This window comes from Methanobrevibacter sp., from assembly GCF_030539555.1.
GTDB lineage: Archaea > Methanobacteriota > Methanobacteria > Methanobacteriales > Methanobacteriaceae > Methanocatella.
In genome coordinates this window covers 1-4,260 of sequence record NZ_JAUNXX010000095.1, presented here as the reverse complement: position 1 = coordinate 4,260, position 4,260 = coordinate 1, and the positions used below count along the sequence as shown (strand labels likewise).

Annotated in this window: 1 protein-coding gene and 1 pseudogene; both read right to left on the bottom strand. The window is 33.1% G+C overall.

The window, feature by feature from the left end; translation table 11 throughout:
- On the bottom strand, positions 1 to 642 hold a 642-nt coding region (locus Q4Q55_RS09805), incomplete at its 3' end, for a PQQ-binding-like beta-propeller repeat protein (RefSeq protein WP_303372628.1).
- A gap of 878 nt (positions 643 to 1,520) precedes the next feature.
- Positions 1,521 to 4,260: pseudogene (locus Q4Q55_RS09800) on the bottom strand (hypothetical protein); the annotation flags it as partial.

The window sequence follows — 4,260 nt, the reverse complement described above, 5'->3', positions numbered from 1 at the left end:
AGTAATGTTAAATTCCCTATTGTTTACTTGGACAGTGATTTTAATGGAACTTAAAGAAGAAGTTACCTGAATAATTGCATCTTCACCGACATTAACATCACTAGCTGAAACCTTAAGACTGACATTGCCTTTAACAGTATCACTTGATTTGTTACTTAAAGCAAACAGCTTATTGTCTGTACTGGTTACATAAATAACTCCCTCTTTGTTCATGATTGGATTTGAAGAGATTTTAGAGCCTAAATCTGATTTCCATAGCACTTCACCAGTCGGATCCATGCAGTAAAAAATGTTATCTGAAGCAAAGCAGAGATTATGATCTCCGTCAATGAGAATGCCTGAAGTAATGTTTAAACTACTGATTAAAGTTTCTTCCTGTGTGAATAAATCATAACTGTAGAGATGACCTTCAGCATTTGTGGCATATAAAAATCCCAATTCATTATCGATTAATAGTTTATCACCGGAACCACCAGTAATTGGAATCTTACTTCCATACTGTGAACCAGTGATTGTATATGCAACAATGGAATTTCCTAAAATGGTATAGACAATATTGCCGTCACCTATAACCGGGCGGATATTTTTAAAGTCACCTGTTTTAATGGAATTTGCTGACAATGTTTTTGCATCAAAAATCATGAGACTGCCTTGACATACAACAACCATCATATCATCATTGACACTTGGAGGAGCAATAGGCTTGGCCTTACCTAATTTAAGTTGAATCGGCTGGCCACCACCTTCCCATATCTTAAATGGAGTGATAACCAAATTATAACCATCACCCTCAAATTGATATTCACTAACAGTATAAATGAATGCATTGGAATCAATGATTGGTACAAATAGACTGGAAGCCTGATAAATATTCGAATCACCATACTTCTCACCGGTTGTCTGATTAACCATATTCAAAGTATTACGGATTAAATAAATAGTATCTCCAGCCCTTGGTGAAATGATAACATCACGTCCAATGGCCAGACCTGAAAAATTACCGATACGACCGTCAGATTCGTAAATCCATCTCAAATTACCCTCATTATCATAAGAATATATTCCATTTGTAGTGGCCAGATATAGGTTTCCTTCACTGTCAATTACGATATTGGCAATGACAGTACTGTTAATCTGGCTGACCCAAGACACATTACCATTAGATGAACTGATATAATCTGTTTTCTGAGTGTTTTTGGTATCAGCACCGTCATTCATCCATTGAGGAGCAGGATATTCGAAAACCTCAAATGAAGTGCTGTTTTCAACTGTGAAATAATTATTGCCGTTATAAACTGCAGTAATTGTGTATTTTCCAACTTCCAAATCCGGAATAACATATGATACCTCACCAGACATCGGAATGGATAAAACAACATCATCAATAGTGAAATTACCACTAGTCTTTAATGGAACTTTTATTGTAACAACTGCATCATGGCCAATGAAAATATCTTCTGAAGAAATATTGAAAGTGAAATTATTCTTAAAGATATTCATATTGGCGGTGATAGTCTTGTTTAGATAAGTATTGTCCCCACTGTAAAAGATTGTGATGTTCCTGTTGATTCCAGCCTCAGCACCTTTAAGATATATTTTAGATTTGCCGTTGATGACATCGGAGGAATTTGTAATGCCGTCGATGGTGGCTGTAACATAACCCTGTGCATCATCATCCAAATGACATCAATAACTGCTGATTCACCATAATTACTATCTGCAACTGAAGCAGTGAGATTAGGAATCAGATTATCCACTTCAAGGAAGTATACATCTTTACTTGGCAGATTCCTATCATCACCCATATAGTATGCTGTGATTAAATAATCGCCCCTTGGAATGTTTTTAAAGACATAAGACGCTTCAACGTTTTTCAAGGTTAGAATTTCACTATGATTATTAATGGTCAAATTGACATTACCTGTAGTTCCACGGGAAGTGCTGACAGTGATTTTTAAATCTTCGCCCACATTAATACTGCCAAGAGAAATCTTTGTAGTTGAATCATACTTTCTAACATTAACGCTATCCTTAATTACTTGAGACAAATACTTTCCATTACCATTATAGTTGACAGTGATATTATAATCTCCTGCCTCCAAATATTTAAAAGTGAATTTAACTCCATTTGTCAATGGTTTTGTAGTAGTATCTCTTCCAACAGTAACAGAGACATCCCCAGTAATATCTTTTGGAGCAGAAACTGTGATTATCAAATCATCATTATATCTGATATTTGAAAATTTAATGGACAAGTTTGGAGAGGATTTTAAAAAATTGAAAGGTAGACTAATTAAAACGTTATTGTAACTGGCAGTAAAAACACTATCAGCCAAACCAGTTTGAGTATAAATAATTTTATCATTATAATCAATGGCATTTTTATTTACAGAGGCATTTAAAGCATTGGTTTTTAAATTGAATTTGATTAAATCAGAATATTTAGTTACCTGATTATTTTCAAATAAAAACATTCCAAACTGGATGATGCTTGTTTGACCATTTTCCAAAGAATCTTTAGTTCTTGTAGCATTTAAAATCAACCAGTTATTAATGTTCAAATTCACAGGTTTGGAGACATTGTTTAAAGTGTTTCCCCACCAGTTATAATCCAAATCAATATTGTCTAAATTATTATCAATTATTTTAGTGTTATTTAATAAAATTGAATTTCTGATATAAGTAAATCCATTATTGTATATTAAGACATTATTGTTTGTGAAAATGGATTTTGTGATATTAACATTATCCGCATCAATTAGCTTTGAAACTTTATTACCTTTGAAAATACATTTATCAATGATTAAATTGCCTTTAACCTGATTAACAAATGATTCACCAATGATTGAATCAACTTTAAGATTTTTAAGAGTGAAATTATTGGCATTGACTGTAAATGAAGTATTGTTGACTAATGTCGCATTCCCTTCACCTTTGATGAGCAAATCATAAGTTATCGCTAAATTTCCTTCACTGCATTCCCCATCCATAATTATTATACTTTGACAACCATCAGCAAGCTCCAAAGCCTTTTTAATAGTGCTGACAGGGCTTTGCCTTGAAAGACCATTATTATTGTCATTACCACTGCTTTTTGAAACAAAAACATATTCGCGAGTACTGACCAAATGTACGGAATTAGTTTTTTGATTAGATACTGTTGGGATGACATAGACATCACAAGTATCCAACTCATCAAAATCAATAGTGAAAACCTTAGAATCAACCGTTTTTACATATTCTCCATTAACATAAACCTCATAACTTGTCTTATCCAATATATTAGAATCATAATAACTAGGATTAGATAAACTGCAGGATACTTCCAAAGTAGCATAATCTTTATCTTCGCTAATTTTAGTTAATGTTAAATTTGAAAAACGAAGAGAATTACCATAAAAATAGTTATCCTCCACAACCGCAGTTGTGCCTGAAACATAAACATTTAAAGTATCACCTTGACGAGTATGATTGATGAAAGAATTATTGGTTATTATAACATTAGGAGAACCGTATTCTTCCATTGCCCAAGCACAAATTGCAGTACCGATAGAAGCAGAATTTGCAATAAATATTGTATCATGAACTTCTAATGAACCTTCATCCATAAATGATATTGCTCCACCACGACCCGTACCAGTAGTGGATAAACTATCTAACTTCCAACAATTGTTAGCATTATTTTCAAATAAACATTTTTCAATATAAATATGAGGATTTGATTGATAGGTACATGCCCCTATAGCTCCTCCACCATTATTGGTAGTACAGTTATTACCACTGAAAATTGTATTGTAGATTTGTAAGTAACTGTAAGTGTATAATGCTCCACCATTCCATCCCGCTATATTATCTGTGAAATTTGAATCATGAATAGTGGTATTTCCACCACCATGAGTATGAATTGCACCAGCCCACCAAAAAGCACGATTATTATAAAAAGTAGAATTATATACTTCCAAAATACCGCAATTGTTAATACATCCTGGGGCTGTTGTAGCATAATTTCCTTCAAAATAACAATCCTTGACAACCATTTTTATTTTTTTAAAGTTATCAGGATCATAAATGCCCACACATCCATAACCACTAGTGCAATTAATAAAAGAACAATTTTCTAAAGTTGCAGTCCCTCTTTTAAGATAAACAATTGATGCATGGCCAAAATCAACAGCAATATCTGTAAAATTACAATTCTTGATTACACTATTATATTTACCCCCCATCTGAATAAACAAACCATCAGGTGCGCTTAAAGCA